Genomic DNA, 17,177 nt, shown 5'->3' with positions numbered 1-17,177 from the left:
AACCTGACTCAACACGCCCGGCGACGCTAGGGGAACAGGCTTTCCCGGGCGTCGTCGTGCCCTGAGTGCTGGCCGACAAGCCATCGCCCTTGCGGCGAAGTAGACGGTTCGCCCTTCGGGGCTGGATCTTACCCAGAAGTAATTAGGGAATAACTAGATGCAACGTATCATGTTGAAGGGGAAGCTGCACCAGGCCCGCGTTACCCACGCGGAGCTGGAGTATGAAGGCTCCTGCGCCATCGATCAGGATCTGTTGGACGCCGCCGGCATTCTCGAGTACGAGAAAATTGAGATCTACAACATCGACAATGGTGAGCGTTTCAGCACCTACGCCATCAGTGGCGAACGAGGCTCCAAGATCATCTCCGTAAACGGCGCAGCCGCCCACAAGGCCAAGCCCCAGGACCGGGTGATCATCTGTGCCTACGTGGTGATGGACGATGAGGAAGCCAAGGGACACAAGCCTCAGCTGGTGTACCTCAACCAGGACAACGACATCAAGGGCACCGCCAACGTCATTCCGACCCAGGCGGCCTGATCCTCAGGATCACCCCCAGTCAGAAATGCGTCGCCCGGTGCGGCGCTTTTTTATGGGTCGACGCCTAGGCATCCCGCGCTACGGAGCCGAAACTCAGAGACTTGCCAGCCACAGGATCGCCCCCTCCGAGGCCACCACCAGGCTCATGCCAACGCCGATCACCAACCACTTCTGCTGCACTCTGCTCATCACGCTGCTCCTTCCGGGTTACCGCTCCTCTCAGGGAGGGGTCTGCGAAAGCCATGCCAGAACCGTGTCTATGTAAAATCATAGACTTAAACAGATTGATAACAAGGGCAAGTGACCGATATTAGCGAATCCGGCTAACTTTTAGCGGGATCCGCCGGCAGGTGCAAACTCTGTTGCCAGGGCAGAGTAAACTCCTTCAGATCCGCCGTCAGCCGGTACAGGGGCTGACCGCTGAGGCGGTATTTGCGCTCAAAGGGGGTCAGATCCTCCCCATCCAATGCCAGGGGGCCAACCTGGGCAGCGATCCCGGCCAGGCTCAGGGCCTGGGCGAACTCCTGCAGGTAGAGGGGCCAGTTGGAACGCATCTCCAGATCACCTCCCAGCATCAGCAAGTAGGGGAACACCGCCGCCCCATGCCAGCGACGCTGCAGGTGGGCGGATTTGGGCCAGGGGTTGGGATAGAGCAGGTAGTGATGGCTCAGGCGCCAGCCGTCCGCCGCGGCCAGCCGCCAGAAGTCGTTGAGGTCCACCCGCGCCAGCAGGTAGTTGTCCGCCTCCTGACGGTAGCCCTCATGCTTGCCCAGGCGGTGGGCCGACTTGTCCATGCCGATCACCAGTGACCCGGGGTGACGCCCGGCCAGATTGGCGGTGCTCTCCCCCACCCCGCAGCAGGAGTCGAAGATCAGCGGCCGGCCATCGGCCCGGATCCAGGCGCGAATCCGGTAGAAGGTCTCCAGGGTGGCGTCGTGAAACGGCTTCCTGAAGGGGCCGGCCAGGTGCTTGCGCACCAGGGCCGGCAGGCGCTCATGGACTCCGGGCTGGTTGGAGAGGATGCTGCGGGAGTTGGCGTCGTACATAGAGGGTCCCAAACAGAGGTCGACGGGGTTGCGGCAGCCGAAGCCGCCGCTGGCCAGTCTCAATGACGCAGGCCGGTCCCCTTGTTGATCAGGTGGTAGGCGATGGCAAAGAACAGGGCCACAAAGGTGAGGATCACCGCGAAGGCGCTGCCCAGACCGATGTCACTGCTGCCGAGAAAACCGTAGCGGAAGGCGTTGATCATGTAGACGATGGGGTTGAGCTTGGACACCCCCTGCCAGAACCCCGGCAACATGCTGATGGAGTAGAACACCCCGCCGAGGTAGGTCAGCGGCGTCAGCACGAAGGTGGGGATGATGCTGATGTCGTCGAAGCTGTTGGCGAAGATGGCGTTGAGCAGCCCCGCCAGGGAGAACAGCACCGACGAAAGTACCACCACCGACACCAGCACCCAGGGGTTGTGCACCTGAATATCGACAAACAGCAGCGCCACCGCGGTGACGATGGCGCCGACACACAGGCCGCGGGCCACACCGCCGCCGATGTAGCCAAGGATGATCAGCACATTGGGCACCGGCGCCACCAGCAGCTCCTCGATGTTGCGCTGAAACTTGGCGCTGTAGAAGGAGCTGGCCACGTTGGAGTAGGAGTTGGTGATCACCGACATCATGATCAATCCGGGCATGATGAACTCCATGTAGCTGAAGCCGCCCATCTGACCGATGCGGCTGCCCACCAGGTTGCCGAAGATCAGGAAGTAGAGGGTCATGGTGATCGCCGGCGGCACCAGGGTCTGCACCCAGATGCGGGAAAAACGGGTGATCTCCTTGCGCAGCAGACTGCTGAAGGCGATGTAATGGGGGTGACTCACGCCTGCTCCTCCTTACGGCCATTCTCCACCAAGGAGACAAACAACTCCTCCAGCCGGTTGGCCCGATTTCTCATGGACAGCACTTCGATCCTCTGTTCGGTCAGCTTGGTAAACACCGCATTGAGCCCATCGTCCTTGGCCACGTCCACCTCCAGGGTGTGAGCGTCCAGACGACGATAGGGAAAGGGGGTCAGATCCGCAGCGGGGCTGCCCGGCGCCAGATCCAGGATGAAGGTCTCCACGCTGAGCTTGGCCAGCAGCGCCTTCATCGAGGTGCACTCCACCAGTTCCCCCTTGTCGATGATGCCGATGTTGCGACACAGCATCTCCGCCTCCTCCAGGTAGTGGGTGGTGAGGATGATGGTCACCCCCTGGCCGTTGATGCGGCGCAGGAACTCCCACATAGAGCGGCGGATCTCGATGTCCACCCCGGCGGTGGGCTCATCGAGGATCAGCAGCCTGGGGTGGTGCATCAGTGCCCGGGCGATCATCAGTCGGCGCTTCATCCCCCCGGAGAGGTTGCGGGCCGGGGTGTCGCGCTTGTCCCACAGCTCCAGCTGGGTCAGATACTCCCTGGCCCGCTCCTCGGCCAGGGCCCGGGGTACGCCGTAGTAGCCAGCCTGGTTGACGACGATCTGTTTCACCGTCTCGAACTGGTTGAAGTTGAACTCCTGGGGCACCAGGCCGATGTGGCGTTTGGCCGCCTCCAGCTCGGTATCGAGGGGATGGCCAAACACCTTGACCGAGCCCGAACTCTTGTTCACCAGGGAGCTGATGATGCCGATAGTGGTGGACTTGCCGGCGCCATTGGGGCCGAGCAGGGCGAAGAAATCCCCAGCCTCGACGGAGAGGTTGATCCCCTTCAGGGCTCTGACTCCGCCGGGATAGGTCTTTTTCAGGTCGGTAATTTCGAGTGCTGGCACGCGCTGGGTCATGGTCGGCTCCAAGCTGATCAGGCCGCCATTATACCCCCGCCACCAAAAGATAAAAGCGATTACGCGAAGCGAGTTTGTCGGTAAAACTCACCTAGACAGTGAGCAGATACAGCAAGGGCGCCTCGGGGCGCCCTTGAGTCAGTCAGCGGCCGGAATCACTCCTCGGCGGGGATCACCTTGGCAATGTAGGGCAACTGACGGTAGGCTTCGGCGTAATCCAGGCCGTAGCCGACGACAAACTCGTCGGGAATGGCCACACCGACGTACTTCACCTCCACGTCAACCAGGCGGCGGCTGGGCTTATCCAGGAAGGAGGCGATGGCCAGGGACGCAGGCTCGCGGGACTTCAGCAGCGCCAACACCTTGGACAGGGTGCGGCCGGTGTCGATGATGTCCTCCACCACCAGCACGTGGCGGTTCTTGATGGAGCGAGCCAGGTCCATGACGATCTTCACGTCGCCGCTGGACTCGGTGCTCTCACCGTAGGAGGAGGCGGTCATGAAATCCAGATGGACGTTGCCGTCCAGGCGGCGAACCAGATCCGACATGACGATGACGGAGCCTTTGAGCAGGCCCACCACCAGCAGGGAGTCTACACCGGCGTAGTCCCGGTTAATCTGCTCGGCCATCTTGTCCAGGGCTTGGTTGATCTCCGCCTCGGAGATCATCACTTCCAGGGTATGCTTCATAGTTATTCTCTGTTTGGGTCTGTAGGGTTGCCATAGCCCCAGCGGGGCAACAACTGATGTTCAATATCCAGATGATCCAGAATCCTTGCCACCATAAAGTCCACCAGATCCTCTATGGACTTGGGCTGGTTGTAGAAGCCTGGCGCCGCCGGCATGATGGTGGCACCGAGTTGGCTCAGCTTGAGCATATGCTCCAGGTGAATGGCGTGAAATGGCGTCTCACGGGGCACCAGAATCAGCTGGCCCCGCTCCTTGAGCACCACGTCTGCGGCCCGTTCGATGAGGTTGTTGCTCATACCGCTGGCCACGGCGGCCAGGGTCCCGGTGGAGCAGGGGCAGATAACCATTTGCCGGGGAGCGGCGGATCCGGACGCCACCGGTGAAAACCACTCCTCCTTGCCAAACACCTGCAGCTGCTCTTCGCTGACTCCGAAATGGGCCCGGAGCAGGTCACCGCAGGCTTTGGGGTTACCCGGCAAGGCAAACTTCTGCTCCTCAACGAACACCACCCGGGCGGCCGCGGAGATCATCACAAATACCTTGCGGCCGGATTGTAGCAAACACTCCAGCAACCGCAGCCCGTAGGGGGCACCGGAGGCACCGGTAAAGGCCAAAGTGATAGTTTGATCACACTTTTTCATTACAGCGCCTCCAGTGCGCTCAGCAGCTTGCCGTGGATGCCATCAAAACCGCCGTTGCTCATCACCACCACAGTATCGCCCGCCCGGACCCCCTTCACCAGTTCCGCCACCAGCGCCTCGACACTGGCGGACAGGGTTACCGGCACCGGGGCGTCCCCCATGGCGGCGGCCAGATCCCACTGCAACCCCTCCGGCTGCAGCAGGAAGGCCTCGTCAGCGTCCTTCAGGGCTGCCGCCAGAGTCGCCTGGTGCACCCCGGCCTTCATGGTGTTGGAGCGGGGCTCGAGCACCGCCAGTACCCGGCCGCGGCCCACCTTGGCGCGCATCCCCGCCAGACTGGTCTGGATGGCAGTGGGATGATGGGCGAAATCGTCGTAGACCCGCACCCCGTTAGCCTCGCCCCTGAGCTCCATGCGCCGCTTAGGCCCCTGGAACCGGCCCAGGGAGGCGATGCCGTCGGCGGGGCGCACCCCCACATGGCGCGCCGCCGCCAGGGCGCCCAGGGCATTGCTGATGTTGTGTTCGCCGATCAGCTCCCAGTTCACCTCCCCCTGAATCTCTCCGTCCAGCCACACCTGGAAGCGGCTGCCATCGTCGGTGAGCATCACCGCCTTCCAGCCTCCTTCGCCGATCACCACCTGTTCGCTCCAGCATCCCATCTGGATCACCTGGGCCAGATTGGCATCCTGTTGGGGCCAGATCACCTGGCCACTGCCGGGCACGGTGCGCATCAGGTGATGGAACTGACGCTGGATGTCCGCCACACAAGAGAAGATGTCGGCATGATCGAACTCCAGGTTGTTCATCACCAGGGTACGGGGACGGTAATGGACAAACTTGGAGCGCTTATCAAAAAAGGCGGTGTCGTACTCATCCGCCTCCACCACGAAGAAGGGGGTCTCGCCCAGGCGAGCGGACACGCCGAACTCCCGTGGCACCCCGCCAATCAGGAAACCGGGAGCCAGATCGTTGTCCTCCAGCAACCAGGCCAGCATGGAGGCGGTGGTGGTTTTGCCATGGGTGCCGGCAACCGCCAGCACCCAGCGCTGGGGCAGAACAAACTCCGACAGGAACTGGGGACCGCTGGTGTATCTCAGCCCCCGATCCAGCACCGCTTCCACACAGGGGTTGCCCCGGCTCATGGCGTTGCCGATCACCACGATGTCCGGCTCCGGTTCCAGCTGGTCAGGCTCAAAACCCTGGATCAACTCGATCCCCAGCTCTTCGAGCTGAGTGCTCATGGGTGGATAGACGTTAGCGTCACTGCCGGTGACCCTATGGCCGAGACTGCGGGCCAGCAGGGCGATGCCGCCCATGAAGGTGCCGCAGATCCCCAGAATATGAACGTGCATGGCGAGATCCCGATATCAAACTGGCGTCAGTGTACCTTCTGCGCCTCCATGGCGGCAAAAACAATCAGTTATGGCCACCAAGATGCAAAAACATCAAAACGTCTAGACGTCTAGATTGACACAGTTGCGGAGATCCGACACAATGCGGCCATTGCCCACTCGACATGGGGTGTCGAGTTCACGCCGCAGACCAGGATGGCCGCAGGTTGCAAGAGATAAGAGATAGCATGAGTCAGTCCCAAACCCTTACCGCCGCCCAGCCCCAGAGCAGCTCCGCCGTTGCCCTGCTTCCGCTGCTGCTGTTCCTGGCCACCTTCGTGGGTGCCGGCCTCTATCACCAAAGCCTGGGGGCGGATTTCGCCTTCTATCAGCTCTCCCCGGTGATCGCCATCCTTCCCGCCATCGTGCTGGCCTTTGCCCTGGCCCGCCAGGCCATCGACAAGAGCCTGGATCAGTTTATTGCCGGCATCGCCGACAACAACATCATCGCCATGTGCCTGATCTATCTGCTGGCAGGCGCCTTTGCCTCCGTGGCCAAGGCCACCGGCGGTGTGGACGCCACCGTGGCCCTGGGCCTGACCCTGATCCCCGCCTCGCTGCTGCTGCCCGGCTTCTTCCTGATCGCCGGCTTCATTGCCACCTCCATGGGCACCTCCATGGGCACCATCGGCGCCCTGGCGCCGGTGGCCTACGGCATCGCCCAGCAGGCAGGCATCGATCCAGCCCTGATGGCCGGTGCGGTGATCTCCGGCGCCATGTTTGGTGACAACCTCTCCATCATCTCCGACACCACCATCGCTGCCACCCGTACCCAAGGGTGTGAGATGAAGGACAAGTTCCGCGAAAACATCCGCGTTTCCGCGCCCGCCGCCGCCATCACCTTCGTGTTGTTCCTGGTACTGGGTTCCGGTCAGAGCGCCGTGGAAGCAGGCAGCTACGATCTGATCAAGGTACTGCCCTACCTGACCATCCTGGTGCTGGCCGTGGCTGGTGTGAATGTGTTCCTGGTGCTGCCTGCCGGCATCCTGCTGGCTGGCGTCAGCGCCATCGCCGGTGGAGAGTACAGCGCCATGCAGCTGGGTAAGGACGTCTACGCCGGCTTTACCGGCATGCAGGAGATCTTCCTGCTCTCCATGCTGGTGGGAGGCCTGGCCGCCCTGATGAAGCAGCAGGGTGGCCTCAACTGGCTGGCCAATAACGCCGCCGCCGCCATCGCCCGCTTCAGCAAGAAGGAGCAGTCCCCCCGCGCCGCCGAGCTGGGGATGGCCAGCATCGTGTCGGCCACCAACCTGTGCACCGCCAACAACACGGTATCCATCATCATCACCGGTTCCGTGGCCAAGGATCTGGCACAGCGCCACGGCGTTCGCAAGCGTCGTGCCGCCTCCATGCTGGATATCTTCTCCTGCATCACCCAGGGTCTGATCCCCTGGGGTGCTCAGGCCCTGCTGACCGGCGCCACCTTCAAACTCTCCCCCCTGGTGGTGGTGTCCAACGCCTGGTACTGCCTGGTGCTGGCTGCGGTTGCCGTTGTCATGGTGAGCCTGCGCAAGGCATAATAAACCCTTCAGTTACCTGTTAAAAAAGCCGGGGCACTGCCCCGGCTTTTTCGATTTTCAGCAGCGGGAGAGATCTGTGAACCCCACCAACCACGGCCTGAAACGTTTCGGCATCGCCATGGCCCTGTACCTGGCCGCCTTCTTCGTCGCCTTTGCCCCCTATGTCTTCGTCCAGACTCCCGAGGAGGTGGCCAACATGATGGGCGGTGCCGGTGGATGGGCGATGATCGCCGCCCTGGTGGTGGCCATGCTCGGCTTCGTGGTCAACCTGATGGGGATTGGCAGCAGCCTCAATGCCCTGCGCAAAGGTGCGGGCAGCAGCGGCGTGTTCTCCCTGCTGGCCAACCTGCTGCCCGTGGTCCTGATTGGACTGATCCTCTACAGCAACCGCATGCTGATGTTCTGAGGGCAGACACGGCGATGGACAGCACCACCCTGGCCCTGCTTTACGGTTTTACCGGGCTGATGGCGCTCATCGCTCCTTATCTGCTGATGGTGTTCCTGTTTGCCGGCCCCTGGTGGACACCCTTTATTGGCCTCGCCCTGTTTGTGGGCATCCTGATCTTTCTGCCGCCGCCAGTGGCCCTGGTCTCCTGCCACCTGGCCGTGGCAGGCATCATCCTGCCTCTGGGATGGCGCTGGTGGAAGACACGCCGCCAGGTCCATCAGCAGCGATAAAAAAACCGCCTTTCGGCGGCTTCTTTTGTCCCATCGTTACAGGCGCCGGTTGAGGAAGTCCTCGATGGTGGCCATCAGGTGCAGGCCGACGCTCTTGCCGCGCATCGAGTGCTTGGAACCGGGGTAATCCTTGGACTCATACAGCTTGCCGGCGTCCTGCAGCACCTTGTACAGCTGAGTGGAGTTCTGATAGAGCACGTTGTCGTCCGCCATGCCGTGGTAGACGAACAGCTGGCCTTCGAGATCTTTGGCATAGGGGAACACCGCCGACACCTTATAGCCTTCGGCGTTGTCCGCCGGGTGGGCCAGGTAACGTTCGGTGTAGTGGGTGTCATACAGGCTCCAGTCGGTCACCGGGGCACCGGAGACACCGGCGGCGAAATACTCCCCCGCCTTGAACAGGCCCATCAGCGCCATGTAGCCGCCGTAGCTGTGGCCGTAGATGGCCAGGCGATCCCCGTCGACCCAGTCCAGGCTGCGCAGGAATTTAGCCCCGGTGATCTGATCCTCAACCTCCACCTTGCCCAGGTGACGGTAGATCTGGCTCTCAAACTGGTGGCCGCGGGCGGTGGAGCCGCGGTTGTCCAGCTGGAACACCCCGTAGCCCTGCTGCACCAGGTACTGGGTGAAGTAATCGTGGCGGCTCCAGGCGTCTTTCACCGTTTGCGCCCCTGGGCCTCCATAGACCCGCACCACCACAGGGTAACGCTTGCCCGGCTCCACCTGGGGCTTGAACAGACGGTAGTGCAGGGTCATGCCATTGTCCGCCTTGAGGGTACCGTATTGTGGCTGGGTCCACCCTGCCCAGTAGCTGGCCAGCGGGTGGTCCTTGTCGATGGCGTTCTCCTCGATCCAGGTGACCCGCTCACCACTGGCCTTGTGCAGGCTCAGTTGGGGCGGCTGACGGTTGGAGGAGAAGTGATCCAGGTAGACGCTACCATCCTTGCTGAACACCGGGGCGTGAAAACCCTGGCGCCGGCTGAGTTTCTCCACCCTGCCCCCGTCCAGGGAGACCCGGTAGAGGTGACGCTCGACGGGAGTGTCCTTACGGCCACTGAAATAGACCCAGCCACCGGCTTCGTCTACCGCTTCCAGGGCGTCCACCGCCCAGTCACCTTCGGTGAGCTGACGCACCAGCTTGCCGCCGGCATCCATCAGGTAGAGGTGGCGGAAACCGCTGCGCTCGGAGCTCCAGATGAACCCGGGGCGCTGCTTCAGGAAATGCAGGTCATCGGCCAGACTGACCCAGCTGTCGCTGGTCTCGGTCAGCAGCAGGCTGCGCTTGTTGGACTGCGGCAGCCACTGCCACAGCTGCAGGGTCTGCTGGTCCCGGCTTTGCCATTGCCAGGTCAGGGCCCGGCTGTCGGCGCGCCAGTTGACCCTGGGCAGGTAGCCGCCCTTGTCTTCGGCCCCGGGTACCCAGGCCAGGTTGCCTTCATTCAGGCTGACCACACCCACCCGCACCCTGGCGTTGGCCTTGCCTGCATAGGGGTAGCGCTGTTCGGTGAGCTTGATGCCATCGGCGTAGATCTCGTTGCGAATCACCAGCTCCACCGGGGATTCATCCACCTCAAGCAGGGCGATGGCGTGCTCATCAGGCGCCCACCAGTAGCCGCTCATCCGGTCCATCTCCTCCTGGGCGACAAACTCGGACATGCCATGCTTGATGGGACCCTCGCCGCCGGTGGTCAGGCGCCGCTCCTGGCCACTGGCCAGATCAATCACGTAGAGGTCCTGATCGCGGATAAAGGAGACGTAATTGCCCTTGGGGGAGAAGCGGGCATCGGTTTCAAACGCCTCGGTGCGGGTCAACTGACGGGGTTTGGCCTCATCCAGGCGGAAGAGCCACAGGTCACCGCCGATGGGGAACAACAACGCCTTGCCCTGGCTGTCCCAGTCATATTCCAGCAGCCCCTTGCCGTAGATGCGCTGACGCTCGCGGCGAGCCTTCTCCTCCTCGGAGAGCTCCCCCTCTTCGAACAGGGTTGAATCCAGCAGACGGCTGCGCTGGCCGTTGTCCAGGCGGTACTGCCACAGGTCGAAGCGATCGATGTCATCTTCACGGGGAGCCAACCAGGTTACCCGTTTTCCGTCAGGGGAGAGGGCCGGCTTGAAGGGCTGGGAACCGGCCAGTGCCGGCTCACTGACGATCCGTTCCAGGGTCAGCGGTTGGGCCTGGGCCAGGGCAGACACCAGGGTCAGCCCGGCCAGAATCAATGGTTTCATGGTCTGTCATCCTGCAGAGTTGAATGGCAGGATTGTCCACAAAACCGGTAGGAATCACAAACCGCCCCCCTCGGGGGGGCGCAGAGGATGCCGGTGGTTCACGCAGGATATCAGACCTCTTCGGCCTCCTCCTGCTTGTTCTCCAGCAGCTTTGGCCCCTCTTTAACCCGGGTGCCGATAAACTGACCGCCGTTAAAAATCTCGATTTTATCTGTAACAATTTCCCCTTCGACGGTACCGGTGGCGCTGATGGTCAGCCTCTGACACTGAACCCGGCCTTCCACCCGCCCCTCCACCTGGAGCTGGTCAGCCACTACCCGACCATGAATCTCACCCTGACTCTCCACCACCACCAGTCCGGTCACAGAAAGCTCCCCGTCTATGTGGCCGTCAATGACGCAGTCCCCTTCGATGTGAAGGCTGCCCTCCAGTCGGCTGGATTGGGCGAAATAGGTCAGTCCGGAGCGGCTCTTCTTATTGGCTTTCCCAAACACGATGGCATACCCCTATTCTAATTCGTTGTGTCTTTTCTCTTCGGTGCTCAATCACCCGGCTTTCCATCCCTAGGCGACCTGTTATAAACAAAACTGTTATCCGCCTCAAGCGAATAGAATTCACTCGCTCGGTTTTTTCGGGCAGACCGCGCTGTAGTCCCCTCTTAAGCGGCGTTTAACGCTGCATCTCGTCACATTTTTCGCTATCATTGCCGGTTAATTAATCCAGCCAATCATTAAGATAGGACCCTGCATGCAACGCCTACACGAGTCCCTGATTCAACAGGGCTTAACTTCCGAGCTACAACAACTGATTCTGACCCTGGCCGAGTGCGGCGTGGAGATCAGCCGACTGGTCCGTGGCGGCGCCCTGGCAGGAGTGCTGGGCGTTGCAGAAACCGAAAACGTTCAGGGGGAGACCCAGAAGAAGCTGGATATCATCGCCAATGACCTGATCAAACAGAAGCTGGCCGCCAACCCGCTGGTCAAGGGGATCGCCTCCGAAGAGGAGACCGAGGTGGTGGCCGCCAACGGCAACGGCCAATACCTGGTGTGCTTCGACCCCCTGGACGGCTCCTCCAACATCGACATCAACTCTCTGGTGGGCACCATCTTCTCGGTACTGCCCGCCCCTGAGGGTGAGGTGAACGAGCAGGCCTTCATGCAGCCGGGCACCCGTCAGAACTGCGCCTGCTATATGCTGTATGGTCCCGCTACCGTGATGGCGATGACCACCGGCCAGGGGACCCGGATGTACAGTCTGGATCCCGATAGCGACGAGTTCATCCTGGTCGAAGAGCGTGTCGAGGTCCCGGCCGAAACCGGCGAGTTTGCCATCAACATGTCCAACCAACGCTTCTGGCAGGCGCCGATGCAACGCTACATCGCCGACCTGGTCCAGGGCAAAGAGGGCCCCCGGGGCCGCAATTTCAACATGCGCTGGATCGCCGCCATGGTGGGCGATGTCCACCGGGTCCTGAGCCGAGGAGGCCTGTTCACCTACCCTCAGGACACCAAGAACCCAACCAAACCCTTCAAACTTCGTCTGATGTACGAGGCCAACCCAATGAGCTTCCTGGTGGAGCAGGCCGGTGGCAAGGCGTCCACCGGCTATGAGCGCATCATGGAGATTCAACCGGATCAGATCCACCAGAGGGTGGCGGTGATCCTGGGCTCGAAAGATGAAGTGGACACCTGTCTGCGCTACCACAGCGAAGGCTGACCCAATCAACACACTGGCTGTTTAAGGAAAAATCTATGAGCCTGAATCACGTGCCCGCGGGTAAATCTCTTCCGGACGATATCTATGTGATCATCGAGATCCCGGCGAACCACGACCCCATCAAGTACGAGGTGGACAAGGACAGCGGCGCCCTGTTTGTGGACCGTTTCATGAAGTCTCCCATGTTCTATCCCGCCAACTACGGCTATGTGAACCAGACCCTGAGCCTGGACGGTGATCCGGTAGACGTGCTGGTACCCAGCCCCTACCCTCTGGCACCCGGCTCGGTGATTCGCTGCCGCCCCGTTGGCGTGCTGAACATGACCGACGAGTCCGGTGAAGACGCCAAGATCGTCGCCGTGCCCCACAGCAAACTGACCCAGGAGTACGATCACATCCAGGACGTGGATGACGTGCCCGCCCTGCTGAAGGCTCAGATCACCCAGTTCTTCGAGCGCTACAAGGAGCTGGAGCCCAACAAGTGGGTGAAGGTGGACGGCTGGGCCGACGCCGCCGCCGCCCGCGAGGAGATCCTCTCCTCTGCCAAGCGTTACCAGGAACAGAACTGAGCCTGTCATCAGGCAGCAGAAAAAGGTTGGCCAAGGCCAACCTTTTTTATGGTCTGTCTTCGGTGATCAGACCCCGGGCCATCGCCCCTAGTGGTTGAATGCCCTGAGTTTCAGCTGGTAGCGCTCCTTGTCGCTGCGGGGCGCCAGCTTCATGGCCTTGGTGAGGGACCGCTGACTGTCGTCCAGCTGACCCAGTTGGAAGTAGGCCCTGGAAAGCCCGAAATGGAACTCGTGATGGTAGTCCGCGAGTTTCACCGCTTTGCGGTACTGGCTTAGGGCCTGGGTAAAGTTGCCTCGGTTGTAGGACGCTTCCGCCATATCGTAATAATAGAAGGGATTTTGCAACCGGTTCAGCTCAATTTGGCGATGGAGCTGCGCCCACTCGGTCAGCCGTCCCTGGGAGGCCAGCAGAATCGACAGGTTATGCATGCTGTGGAAGGGGTCCTCATCCAGCGCCATCACGTAGCGGTACACCTGCTCGGCCTCCCTCTCCAGTCCCTGGCGCCGGTAGAGCACCCCCAGGGCGTTCCAGGCGGCGCCCATGGTGGGATCCAGCGCCAGCGCCTGCTTCAGATAGTGATAGGCGTGATCCGGGAGGCCATCCACCATGTGCTCTGCCGCCAAGTTATTAAAGAAGCGAGCCAGCATCTCAGATTCGGACAGTTGAACGATACGGTAGCCGCGTACCTGGCTGCCGGGAAGAAAGTCAATCACCCGGCCGCTGCCCCCCACCACCGACCAGTCACTGGAGCCCAGACCCGGCTCCAGCTTGATGTTCACATGGTCATTGACCAGGTAGATGCCTCCGCGCCGGTCCCAGATGGGAGGCGATTTCACCAACTGATACTGCACCCCCAGATCCAGCTCCCTGGCCAGGGCGGCGGTCATCACCACCAGGGACATACAGTTTCCGGCGCGGAGTCTGAAGGTTTCCGCGGCAACCCGGGTGGCACTGTTGTCGTATTCGAACCCCCGCTTGACACTCACCAGTTCCACCAGCCTCTCGATGCGAGTGGCGTCGCTGTTGCCGGCGCGTCCCGCCTTGACGGTAAACTGGCGCATCTCCGGATCCAGGGCGAACAGCTGCTCAACAGTCACCGCCCCCGCCACTGGGGTAAAGGCGGAGTCCATCAGCACGGGAGCCGTTGGCGCAACTGTCGGGGTAGCAAGGCACCCGCACAGCAGCGTTGAGATAAGGGCGAGCATCAGGCGTCTCATACCCCTAATGCTAGCGCGACGAGGGGGGGATGACAAACCCGCCACGCCAAGGCAACAACTGGATCGCACAACATCCAAATTTATGTTACTTTTCAGCAAATTAAAAAAAGACTTGGTTCCAGTCGCATCGACCGCCTAGGATAGATCCCTCCACCCATTGCCGATGAGACTCACACTTTTGACTCCCACCCGCCCCCAGTTGCTGCTGATGATGACCTTCGTCATGTCCCTGGTCTTTGCCGTTTGGCAGGTGCTGCTGAACAACTTCGTGGTTGAGGTGGCCGCCTTTACCGGCAAGGAGATCGGCATGCTGCAATCGCTCAGGGAGGTGCCCGGATTTTTGGCCTTTACCGCCATCCTGGTGTTGCTGGTGATCAAGGAGCAGCGCTTTGCCCTAATCAGCCTGCTGCTGCTCTGTGGTGGCGTCGCGCTGACCGGGTGGTTTCCCTCGGTCCTGGGGCTGTACTGCACCACGGTGCTGATGTCCATCGGCTTCCACTACTATGAGACCTGTAATCAGTCCCTGACCCTGCAGTGGCTGCCCAAGGGGGAGACCGCCGCCTTTATGGGACAGGCGCTGTCGGTCAAGGCGGCAGGCGCCCTGCTCGGGTACGCCAGTATCTGGCTGCTGATGAGCGCCTTGGGCCTGCCCTACCAGTGGGTCTACACCCTGGTGGGCGGGGTGGGATTGCTGTTGGCGCTCTACTGCCTGGTGCGCTTCCCCCAGTTTCATGAGGAGGCTCCCCAACAGAAGCGGCTGTTGCTGCGCAAACGCTACAGCCTCTACTACCTGCTGACCCTGCTCTCCGGAGCCCGCCGGCAGATCTTCATGGTGTTCGCCGCCTTTATGATGGTGGAGAAGTTCGGCTACACCGTGGCCGAAATCACCGCCCTGTTCCTGATTAACTACCTGTTCAACCTGATGTTTGCCAAACGTATCGGTCAATGGATTGGCCGCATCGGCGAACGCCGCACCCTGATGGTCGAGTACCTTGGCCTGATTGTGGTGTTCGTCAGCTACGCCAATGTGGAGCACCCGACGGTGGCGGCGGGCCTCTACGTCATCGATCACCTTTTCTTCGCCCTGGCCATCGCCATCAAGACCTATTTCCAGAAGATCGCCGACCCTGACGAGATCGCCGCCACTGCAGGAATCAGCTTTACCATCAATCACATCGCCGCAGTCATCATCCCGGCAATCTTGGGGCTGATGTGGCTACACTCTCCGGCCCTGGTGTTTTATATTGGGGCAGGGATCGGCCTGTGCTCCCTGCTGGCCGCCCTGAGTCTGCCGGCGGCACCGGCACCGGGTAACGAAACACGCTGGGGCGCCCTGTTCCCCGCCAGACAGACCAGAGCCTATGACTGACAAGATCATCGCCGCTCCGCCAAAGCGTGAGGGCAGCCGTACCGCGAGACAGCAAGCCGTGACCCTGGCCCGACGCATCGGCCTGACTGGCAATGACGCAGACACCTCGGGTGCCCTGGCGCAACGCACCGAGGTGCGACTGAAGAACTGGCAGGAGCAGAGGCAGCTCAACCTGGAATCGGTGATTAAACAGGTGATCGGCCTAGCGGGGAACGCGGTAAGCAACAAGGAGCTGGATCCGGATTGGCAGTTCCAGTTCTGCCAGCTGGCCGAGCAGATCCACCACCCCAGCATGCAGAAGCTCTGGGCCCAGATCCTGGCCACTGAACTCAGCCTTCCGGGCAGCTTCGGACTGCGGACTCTGGAGACCTTGAAGGGGATGACCCAGCGGGAAGCGATGCAGTTTGCCCGAACCGTGACCCTCTCCTGCCAACTCAATGGCGATCCCAGCCATAAGGTGGTGACGGGCTACCGTCGCGAAGCGGGCTTCGGTGGCCTCAGTTCCGCCCGCCAGGAGAGCCTCAACCTCTCCGGTCAGGGACTGCCCTACTCCGCCATCCTCACCCTGCGAGATCTCGGCCTGCTGTTTGCCACCGAACTGGAAACCGGCCCGCTCCCCCCCAAGCACCCTCTGGTGATCCGCTGCCAGGGACACAACATGACGTTTCTCCCCAAGAGCGGACGACTTCGACTGAGGTACTACCGCTTTACCCAGGTGGGGGATGAACTGGCCCGGCTGATCACCGAGCCCGCCAACGAGGAGTACTGCGCGGCATTAACCAAACTGCTGCTGGACGACTTCACTCCCCAGTAGGTCGGCGCTGAACCAATCAAGGGAGTGGTGCAGCGACACCACCTCGCCGACAATCAAGGCCGCGGGCGTCTGCACCCTGGGATCCTTCGCCAACTGCTCGAGCCCCGCCAAGCGGCCGGTCACCACCTGCTGCTGGGGTTGGCTGGCACGGCTGACGATGGCCACCGGGGTCTCCGCGCTCAGTCCTCCCGCCATCAGGCCGGCGGCAATGCTCCCGGCCCGCGCCACCCCCATGTAGATCACCAGGGTGTGATGACTAAGCGCCAGCCTGTGCCAGTCGGCGATGGGCTCACCGCCCATGCCATGACCTGTGACAAAGGTAACCCCCCGGGAGAGGGTCCTGTGGGTCAACGGGATGGCACCATAGGAGGCACAGGCGGTGGCCGCGGTAACGCCCGGCACCACCTCGTAGTCGATGCCCGCCTCACGCAGGGCCTGCATCTCCTCTCCGCCCCGGCCAAACATCAGGGGATCCCCCCCTTTCAGCCGCACCACCGAGCGATCACCCGAGGCGGCCTTAGCCACCAGCAACCGGTTGATCTCCTCCTGGGACATGGAGTGGCGGCCACAACGTTTGCCCACGGCGATCCGCTCGGCCTGCGGATGGATCAGCGATAGGATCGGCTCACTCACCAGGGCATCATGGAGCACCACGTCGGCGCACTGAATCAGCCCGAGCGCCTTGACGGTCAGCAGCTCCGGGTCCCCCGGACCCGCGCCAACGATGGCCACCCGGCCGATTCGGTTAGGTAAAGATATCAGGCTCACCACGCTCTCCCTCTGCAATACCCGACCAGCTTAGCCCCCCCTTTAATAACCACAAAGAATCGGTTTGGAACTTTTAATTCCACAATGAAATATAGCGTTAACGGTTGAAAAACATTGGACGTTAAATTCGCCACTTAGCCCGATATCCACAAACAACCCTTGCGCATCGAGCCAAAATCGCTATCATAGGCCGCCGTTGAGTTCGGTTAGCGAACGAAACGACATCGGT

At 61.5% G+C, this 17,177-nt stretch carries 18 protein-coding genes; 8 read left to right on the top strand and 10 right to left on the bottom strand.

The annotated features are described in order from the left end of the window. Nucleotides 1-157 precede the first annotated feature (157 nt). Nucleotides 158-538, top strand: coding sequence for an aspartate 1-decarboxylase (panD, locus tag FCL40_RS02700; protein ID WP_136851084.1), 381 nt, complete (start codon nt 158-160; stop codon nt 536-538). Nucleotides 539-861: 323 nt separating this feature from the next. Here the strand turns inward: panD and trmB are convergent, their stop codons facing one another. From trmB to mpl, 6 genes are all read right to left on the bottom strand, one after another. Next, nucleotides 862-1,584, bottom strand: coding sequence for a tRNA (guanine(46)-N(7))-methyltransferase TrmB (trmB, locus tag FCL40_RS02695; protein WP_136851082.1), 723 nt, complete (start codon nt 1,582-1,584; stop codon nt 862-864). A gap of 59 nt (nt 1,585-1,643) precedes the next feature. Further along, a complete protein-coding gene (locus FCL40_RS02690) occupies nt 1,644-2,414 on the bottom strand; it encodes an ABC transporter permease (protein ID WP_136851080.1) in 771 nt (256 codons plus the stop codon). Beyond that, nucleotides 2,411-3,337, bottom strand: a complete 927-nt coding sequence (locus tag FCL40_RS02685; RefSeq protein ID WP_205729077.1) for an ABC transporter ATP-binding protein — start codon at nt 3,335-3,337, stop codon at nt 2,411-2,413. Before FCL40_RS02685 ends, FCL40_RS02690 begins: the two co-directional genes overlap by 4 nt. A 167-nt stretch (nt 3,338-3,504) precedes the next feature. Next, entirely contained in the window at nt 3,505-4,038 is a 534-nt protein-coding gene (hpt, locus tag FCL40_RS02680) for a hypoxanthine phosphoribosyltransferase (protein WP_136851076.1), read from the bottom strand. 2 nt (nt 4,039-4,040) lie between these two features. Then, on the bottom strand, nt 4,041-4,679 hold the full coding sequence (locus tag FCL40_RS02675) for a flavin prenyltransferase UbiX (protein WP_136851074.1): 639 nt from the start codon (nt 4,677-4,679) through the stop codon (nt 4,041-4,043). Then, nucleotides 4,679-6,031 carry a UDP-N-acetylmuramate:L-alanyl-gamma-D-glutamyl-meso-diaminopimelate ligase gene (gene mpl / locus FCL40_RS02670; RefSeq protein WP_136851072.1) on the bottom strand — a complete coding sequence of 451 codons (1,353 nt, stop codon included), beginning with the start codon at nt 6,029-6,031 and terminating at the stop codon, nt 4,679-4,681. The genes FCL40_RS02675 and mpl overlap by 1 nt, the downstream gene beginning before the upstream one ends. 227 nt (nt 6,032-6,258) lie before the next feature. Between mpl and FCL40_RS02665 the strand changes: the two genes are divergently transcribed. The 3 genes from FCL40_RS02665 (at nt 6,259) to FCL40_RS02655 (ending at nt 8,268) form a co-directional block, all read left to right on the top strand. Beyond that, on the top strand, nt 6,259-7,590 hold the full coding sequence (locus FCL40_RS02665) for a Na+/H+ antiporter NhaC family protein (protein ID WP_136851070.1): 1,332 nt from the start codon (nt 6,259-6,261) through the stop codon (nt 7,588-7,590). Between the two features lie 76 nt (nt 7,591-7,666). Then, nucleotides 7,667-7,996, top strand: a complete 330-nt coding sequence (locus tag FCL40_RS02660) for a hypothetical protein (RefSeq protein ID WP_136851068.1) — start codon at nt 7,667-7,669, stop codon at nt 7,994-7,996. Nucleotides 7,997-8,010: 14 nt separating this feature from the next. Further along, the gene (locus FCL40_RS02655; RefSeq protein WP_136851066.1) at nt 8,011-8,268 is read left to right on the top strand and encodes a hypothetical protein; all 258 of its coding nucleotides are present in this window, start codon (nt 8,011-8,013) and stop codon (nt 8,266-8,268) included. 36 nt (nt 8,269-8,304) lie between these two features. Here the strand turns inward: FCL40_RS02655 and FCL40_RS02650 are convergent, their stop codons facing one another. Then, nucleotides 8,305-10,494 (bottom strand): S9 family peptidase, encoded by a 2,190-nt coding sequence (locus FCL40_RS02650; RefSeq protein WP_136851064.1) that lies wholly within the window; start codon nt 10,492-10,494, stop codon nt 8,305-8,307. Between the two features lie 110 nt (nt 10,495-10,604). Further along, nucleotides 10,605-10,988 carry a bactofilin family protein gene (locus FCL40_RS02645; RefSeq protein ID WP_169306978.1) on the bottom strand — a complete coding sequence of 128 codons (384 nt, stop codon included), beginning with the start codon at nt 10,986-10,988 and terminating at the stop codon, nt 10,605-10,607. Between the two features lie 253 nt (nt 10,989-11,241). Between FCL40_RS02645 and FCL40_RS02640 the strand changes: the two genes are divergently transcribed. Both FCL40_RS02640 and ppa read left to right on the top strand, forming a co-directional pair. After that, nucleotides 11,242-12,210: a class 1 fructose-bisphosphatase gene (locus FCL40_RS02640; protein WP_136851060.1), complete on the top strand. Its 969-nt coding sequence runs from the start codon at nt 11,242-11,244 to the stop codon at nt 12,208-12,210. Nucleotides 12,211-12,245: 35 nt separating this feature from the next. Further along, on the top strand, nt 12,246-12,779 hold the full coding sequence (ppa, locus tag FCL40_RS02635; protein WP_136851058.1) for an inorganic diphosphatase: 534 nt from the start codon (nt 12,246-12,248) through the stop codon (nt 12,777-12,779). A gap of 87 nt (nt 12,780-12,866) precedes the next feature. On the opposite strand, the gene FCL40_RS02630 is transcribed toward ppa, so the two are convergent. Further along, on the bottom strand, nt 12,867-13,910 hold the full coding sequence (locus tag FCL40_RS02630; RefSeq protein WP_169306977.1) for a tetratricopeptide repeat protein: 1,044 nt from the start codon (nt 13,908-13,910) through the stop codon (nt 12,867-12,869). 250 nt (nt 13,911-14,160) lie between these two features. Between FCL40_RS02630 and FCL40_RS02625 the strand changes: the two genes are divergently transcribed. Continuing rightward, the gene (locus FCL40_RS02625) at nt 14,161-15,366 is read left to right on the top strand and encodes an MFS transporter (RefSeq protein ID WP_136851053.1); all 1,206 of its coding nucleotides are present in this window, start codon (nt 14,161-14,163) and stop codon (nt 15,364-15,366) included. After that, the gene (locus FCL40_RS02620; protein ID WP_136851051.1) at nt 15,359-16,180 is read left to right on the top strand and encodes a TIGR03899 family protein; all 822 of its coding nucleotides are present in this window, start codon (nt 15,359-15,361) and stop codon (nt 16,178-16,180) included. Before FCL40_RS02625 ends, FCL40_RS02620 begins: the two co-directional genes overlap by 8 nt. On the opposite strand, the gene cobA is transcribed toward FCL40_RS02620, so the two are convergent. Next, nucleotides 16,142-16,948 (bottom strand): uroporphyrinogen-III C-methyltransferase, encoded by an 807-nt coding sequence (cobA, locus tag FCL40_RS02615; protein ID WP_136851049.1) that lies wholly within the window; start codon nt 16,946-16,948, stop codon nt 16,142-16,144. The two genes, FCL40_RS02620 and cobA, sit on opposite strands and share 39 nt — an antisense overlap. Between the last annotated feature and the right edge of the window lie 229 nt (nt 16,949-17,177).

This window comes from Ferrimonas sediminicola (genome assembly GCF_005116715.1).
In the GTDB taxonomy this organism is placed as follows: domain Bacteria; phylum Pseudomonadota; class Gammaproteobacteria; order Enterobacterales; family Shewanellaceae; genus Ferrimonas; species Ferrimonas sediminicola.
The sequence above is the reverse complement of the archived record's forward strand: the minus strand, read 5'-3'. Positions and strand labels throughout refer to the sequence as shown.

Coding starts and splice junctions, on each gene's coding strand:
- panD (WP_136851084.1), top strand. CDS start 158: ATGCAACGTATCATGTTGAAGGGGAAGCTGCACCAGGCCCGCGTTACC.
- trmB (WP_136851082.1), bottom strand. CDS start 1,584: ATGTACGACGCCAACTCCCGCAGCATCCTCTCCAACCAGCCCGGAGTC.
- hpt (WP_136851076.1), bottom strand. CDS start 4,038: ATGAAGCATACCCTGGAAGTGATGATCTCCGAGGCGGAGATCAACCAA.
- FCL40_RS02675 (WP_136851074.1), bottom strand. CDS start 4,679: ATGAAAAAGTGTGATCAAACTATCACTTTGGCCTTTACCGGTGCCTCC.
- mpl (WP_136851072.1), bottom strand. CDS start 6,031: ATGCACGTTCATATTCTGGGGATCTGCGGCACCTTCATGGGCGGCATC.
- FCL40_RS02665 (WP_136851070.1), top strand. CDS start 6,259: ATGAGTCAGTCCCAAACCCTTACCGCCGCCCAGCCCCAGAGCAGCTCC.
- FCL40_RS02655 (WP_136851066.1), top strand. CDS start 8,011: ATGGACAGCACCACCCTGGCCCTGCTTTACGGTTTTACCGGGCTGATG.
- FCL40_RS02650 (WP_136851064.1), bottom strand. CDS start 10,494: ATGAAACCATTGATTCTGGCCGGGCTGACCCTGGTGTCTGCCCTGGCC.
- FCL40_RS02640 (WP_136851060.1), top strand. CDS start 11,242: ATGCAACGCCTACACGAGTCCCTGATTCAACAGGGCTTAACTTCCGAG.
- ppa (WP_136851058.1), top strand. CDS start 12,246: ATGAGCCTGAATCACGTGCCCGCGGGTAAATCTCTTCCGGACGATATC.
- FCL40_RS02630 (WP_169306977.1), bottom strand. CDS start 13,910: ATGGACTCCGCCTTTACCCCAGTGGCGGGGGCGGTGACTGTTGAGCAG.
- FCL40_RS02625 (WP_136851053.1), top strand. CDS start 14,161: ATGAGACTCACACTTTTGACTCCCACCCGCCCCCAGTTGCTGCTGATG.
- FCL40_RS02620 (WP_136851051.1), top strand. CDS start 15,359: ATGACTGACAAGATCATCGCCGCTCCGCCAAAGCGTGAGGGCAGCCGT.